Source organism: Rhizomicrobium sp. (genome assembly GCF_056722145.1).
Map to the genome: position 1 here is coordinate 1 of NZ_JBWZET010000096.1, position 3,996 is coordinate 3,996.

The 3,996-nt window shown below is 64.0% G+C and carries 4 protein-coding genes and 1 tRNA gene; 1 reads left to right on the forward strand and 4 read right to left on the reverse strand.

The window, feature by feature from the left end; genetic code table 11:
- From AC1P6P_RS05435 to AC1P6P_RS05450, 4 genes are all read right to left on the reverse strand, one after another.
- A partial coding sequence (locus tag AC1P6P_RS05435) for a formate/nitrite transporter family protein (RefSeq protein ID WP_481401419.1) occupies positions 1–745 on the reverse strand: 745 nt, incomplete at its 3' end.
- Between the two features lie 112 nt (positions 746–857).
- The gene (locus AC1P6P_RS05440; RefSeq protein ID WP_481401420.1) at positions 858–1,256 is read right to left on the reverse strand and encodes a hypothetical protein; all 399 of its coding nucleotides are present in this window, start codon (positions 1,254–1,256) and stop codon (positions 858–860) included.
- Between the two features lie 87 nt (positions 1,257–1,343).
- Positions 1,344–1,997, reverse strand: coding sequence for an RlmE family RNA methyltransferase (locus AC1P6P_RS05445; RefSeq protein WP_481401421.1), 654 nt, complete (start codon positions 1,995–1,997; stop codon positions 1,344–1,346).
- 59 nt (positions 1,998–2,056) lie between these two features.
- Positions 2,057–3,001: a Ppx/GppA phosphatase family protein gene (locus AC1P6P_RS05450; RefSeq protein WP_481401422.1), complete on the reverse strand. Its 945-nt coding sequence runs from the start codon at positions 2,999–3,001 to the stop codon at positions 2,057–2,059.
- A 213-nt stretch (positions 3,002–3,214) separates the two neighbouring features.
- On the opposite strand from AC1P6P_RS05450, the gene AC1P6P_RS05455 reads away from it, so the two are divergent.
- Positions 3,215–3,288: transfer RNA gene (locus AC1P6P_RS05455), tRNA-Gln, on the forward strand.
- Positions 3,289–3,996: the final 708 nt, after the last annotated feature.

Sequence of the window (3,996 nt, forward strand, 5' to 3'; positions counted from 1 at the left end):
TCAGGTTGTGCACGATGGCACCGAGCGTCACCGCCGACACGTCGAGCCCCACCGGCGCATGGCCCGTCGTCACCAGCACCCAGGCGAGCGGTAATAGATACATGTTGGCGATGCAGTGCTCGAAGCCGGCGGCGATGAAGGCGGTCACCGGCAGCACCAAACCCAGCATCTTGTCGCTGACGGTGCGGCCGGCATAGCTCATCCACATCGCCAGGCAGACAAGCACGTTGCAGAGCACGCCCTTGAAAAAGATCGTGATGAAATCGGGCGTCAGCTTCGAGATCGCCAGCTTGATCACCGCAGCCCCGACGGCGCCGTTGTTCATCGCCCAATGATGCGACATGAACACGAGGCCGACGAGGACCAGCGCGCCGGCGAAATTGCCGATCCAGATCAGCGCCCAGTTCTTGCCGACTTCCCACGCCTTGATGTGGCCCTCGGCCCACGCCACCGCGAGCAGCGTGTTGCCGGTGAAGAGTTCGGCGCCGGCGATCGCAACCAGCCCGAGACCAAGCGCGAATACCAGGCCGCCGAGCAGGCGCTGTGCTGCGAACCCGAGCGTCGAATCGGCAAGCACGATGCAGAAGAACAATCCGCCGAGACCGATATAAAGACCGGCGAGGAACGCCTGCAGCAGGCTGGCGGCGATTGGCGAACGCGCTTTCTTGACGCCGAGCTTTTCGACGTTCGCTTCGATTTCCTGCGGCGAAAAGCAGTCGGTCGACGGCTTCGCGATCGGTTCCACGCCCATATTCATCCACGCCTGAGGTTTTCGGCGTCGGTCTTTAGGGGCGGGCGATGACGAGTTTGGGGCATCGATGCGCGGCCAATCCGCGCAATACATGTGGGAAAGATGCCTATTGCGGCACGGTGGTTTCAATTACCGCCCAGCCGTAGCCGGCGAGGCGCCAGTCGCCGTTTACCAGCTTCAGCACCAGAGACCAGCCGCCGAGTTCCTCGAACGGCGTGGTGTGGTTGAGGCCGGCCCAGCGCGTCGGCAGCGCGAAATAGGCCGTGTCGCGATCCAGCATGAAATCGACCGGGGCGCCGAAGTCGTATTGGAGGCTGCTGATCCCGGCGAGATGCTCGCGCATCTTGGTCTCCCACAGCGTGATGTCACGGAATATATAGGGTGCAAAATTTTCGACGATGACGGCGTCGCGCGTGAACAGGTCGGGCGGCAGCACCAGCGCGTTACCGGCAATAAACCGCGCCAGCTTGTGCGCCACCGTTATCATGGCCAACGTCGGCTGCATCGTCTCCCCCTACTCGCGAGACGGCATTATAGACGGGCACCAAGACAATCAAAACGCGTAATTTCCACGAACACAGTCGAGCGCCGCTCACCCCTTGAAGCCGAGAGCGACGAGGTAGAGTTCCACCGATTCCGCGCGGGAGGCCGGGGGTTTGACGTGTTTGACGTCGGCGAAGCGCTTCTTCACCTGGGCGAGGATGGCGTTGGTGGCGCCGCCCTGAAACACCTTGCCGATGAAGGCGCCGCCGGGATGCAGCACCTCCACCGCCAGATCGAACGCGGCTTCGAACAGGGCGAGGGTGCGGACGTGATCGGTGCCGCGGTGGCCGGTGGTCGGCGCCGCCATGTCGGTCATCACCAGATCGGCCTGGCCGTTGAGCGCCGCCTTGATGCGGTCGGGCGCGTCGTCATCGAGCATGTCGAGCTGCAGGAAGGTGACGCCGGTGATCGGCTCCATCTCCAGAATGTCGGCAGCGACGACGATGCCGTCGTCCCCGATCCGCTCGCGCGCAATCTGGCTCCAGCCGCCCGGCGCGGCGCCGAGATCGAGCACGCGGCCGCCCCGCTTCAGCAGCCGGAAGCGCTGGTCGAGTTCCTTGAGCTTGAAGGCGGCGCGGCTGCGATAGCCCTTGGCCTTGGCGGCAGCGACATAGGGATCGTTGAGCTGGCGTTCAAGCCAGCGCACCGAAGAGGCCGTGCGTCCGCGCGTGCTGCGCACCCGCCGATCGTTATTGCCTGCCATCGCTCAAATCCAAATCGCCAGACTGGCGGACCATATACACGAAAACGGGCGCACCAGTCTCATCGCCGCGCCTCCGCCAGCAGTTCGCGCAGTATGCCTTCGCGCAGGCCCCGGTCGGCCACCCTGAGCCGCGTGCACGGCCAGACATCGTGGATGGCGGTGAAAATCGCACAGCCCGGCACGATCAAATCCGCCCGTTCCGGCCCGATGCAGCCAAGCTGGGCCCGCGCCTTGCGGTCGAATCCGATCAACTCTGCGGCGAGTTTGAGCACGTCGGAGCAATCGTGCCACGAGGCATCCACCTTGGAGCGAACATAGCGCGGCAGCTTCAGCACAACCCCGGCGAGCGTCGTCACCGTTCCCGAGGTGCCGAGCAGGTGATGGCGGGGCTCCTCGAACACGCCTTTGCGCTCCATGTCGCGGCGGACGGCGGTAAAGCGTGCCCGCATGTCGTCGTACATGGCGGCGTACCGGCTGGTCTCGCCACCGCCGTTCAATTCCGCCAGCGTCATCACCCCCAGCGGCACCGAGGCGAAATGGGTGATCAGCGCCTTGCCATGCTCGCGCTTCAGCCAGATCACCTCGCTCGAGCCGCCGCCGATGTCGAACACCAGGGCGCCGTCATAGTCCTCGCCGATCAGCGGGGCGCAGCCGAGCGCCGCCAGCCGCGCTTCCTCGGCGGACGAAATCACCGTGAGGGCAATGCCCGCCTCGCGCGCCGCCCGCTCGACCAGAACCGGCGCATTGGCGGCCTGGCGGCAAGCCTCGGTCGCCACGGCGCGAACATGGCGCACCTTGGCCTTGTCCATCCGGGCGGCGCAGACCTTGAGCGCGGCCACGGTCCGGTCCATCGCCGCCTCGGACAACACCCCCGCCCGCGCCACGCCTTCGCCGAGCCGGACGATGCGGGAAAACGAATCGACGATCCGCATCCCCCCTTCGCCGCCCGGAGTCGCGATCAACAGCCGGCAGTTGTTGGTGCCGAGGTCCAGGGCCGCCAGCACCGGCAAGGACCGCCGCCGTCGCCGCCTTTTCCCTGGATTTTCCATAGCTTTCCCACCCCGCTCGGGCCCGTTTCTGACGCCATCCGCCCGGCTTCTCAAGCCCCCGCGGCCGGTGCGACACCCGACGCACCCCTGCGACCGTATCACTTGGCCCGGCCCGGCGTGCATATCCTTGAAATGGGAGGGCAAAAGAGGCTAGAAGCGCGCCTCCGTTGGGGGATCGTCTAACGGTAGGACTGCAGACTCTGACTCTGCCTATCTAGGTTCGAATCCTAGTCCCCCAGCCAGCCTTCGCCAGTACTGTCGCGCGCAGGCTGTCCTGGTGTTGGCGCTCCCCCTAAATACGCCAAGAGGCGGATCGAAATCCGCCTCCCCCATGAGCTTTGGCGCACGGCGCGTTCGCAACGCGAACGCGGACGACGGCACCGCCGCTCTTTCCCATGGCTTTCGGATCAGAAACGCGGCTGGCTGCGTTCCGATCGGCGGATGCGCGCGGACGCACCCTGCACCTGTATGACATCCCAACGACTGTGCCTGGCCCGGCCGCGGCAAGCACCGCGCGCCTGTTCCTGGGTGTGACCTCCAAAACAACACATGGAACATATGCGGAACATGAGTCGATGGCAAGAGGCCAGACGAAAACGTGATAATCATGGACAGAACATGCAGCCGTTCATGTAGATGAACGAGACATACATTTTGAGATTTTATGGCTATTTACTGTATTCCCTGCTGTGTTGTCATCGTAGAATTTTTCACCTCTTAAGAAGTGCATCTACTCTACTCTCATACTCCGACTATTCCCGACAGCCGCAGCATTGTTCCTGTGACGCATTAGATGCGGGCGGCTATCATGGATGGCGCGCGGGGATGGATTAAGTATTATGCCCCCGTATTTCGGAGGCCGACGCATACTGATAGGCGGCGTCGCCGTGGAAATCGCCGCTGCTCGGTCACCGCGAGGTCTTTGCCGCGCGGCGCCGATGAATTCACTC

Excerpts from the sequence above, each read along its gene's own strand:
- AC1P6P_RS05440 (WP_481401420.1), bottom strand. The coding sequence starts at position 1,256 with ATGCAGCCGACGTTGGCCATGATAACGGTGGCGCACAAGCTGGCGCGG.
- AC1P6P_RS05445 (WP_481401421.1), bottom strand. The coding sequence starts at position 1,997 with ATGGCAGGCAATAACGATCGGCGGGTGCGCAGCACGCGCGGACGCACG.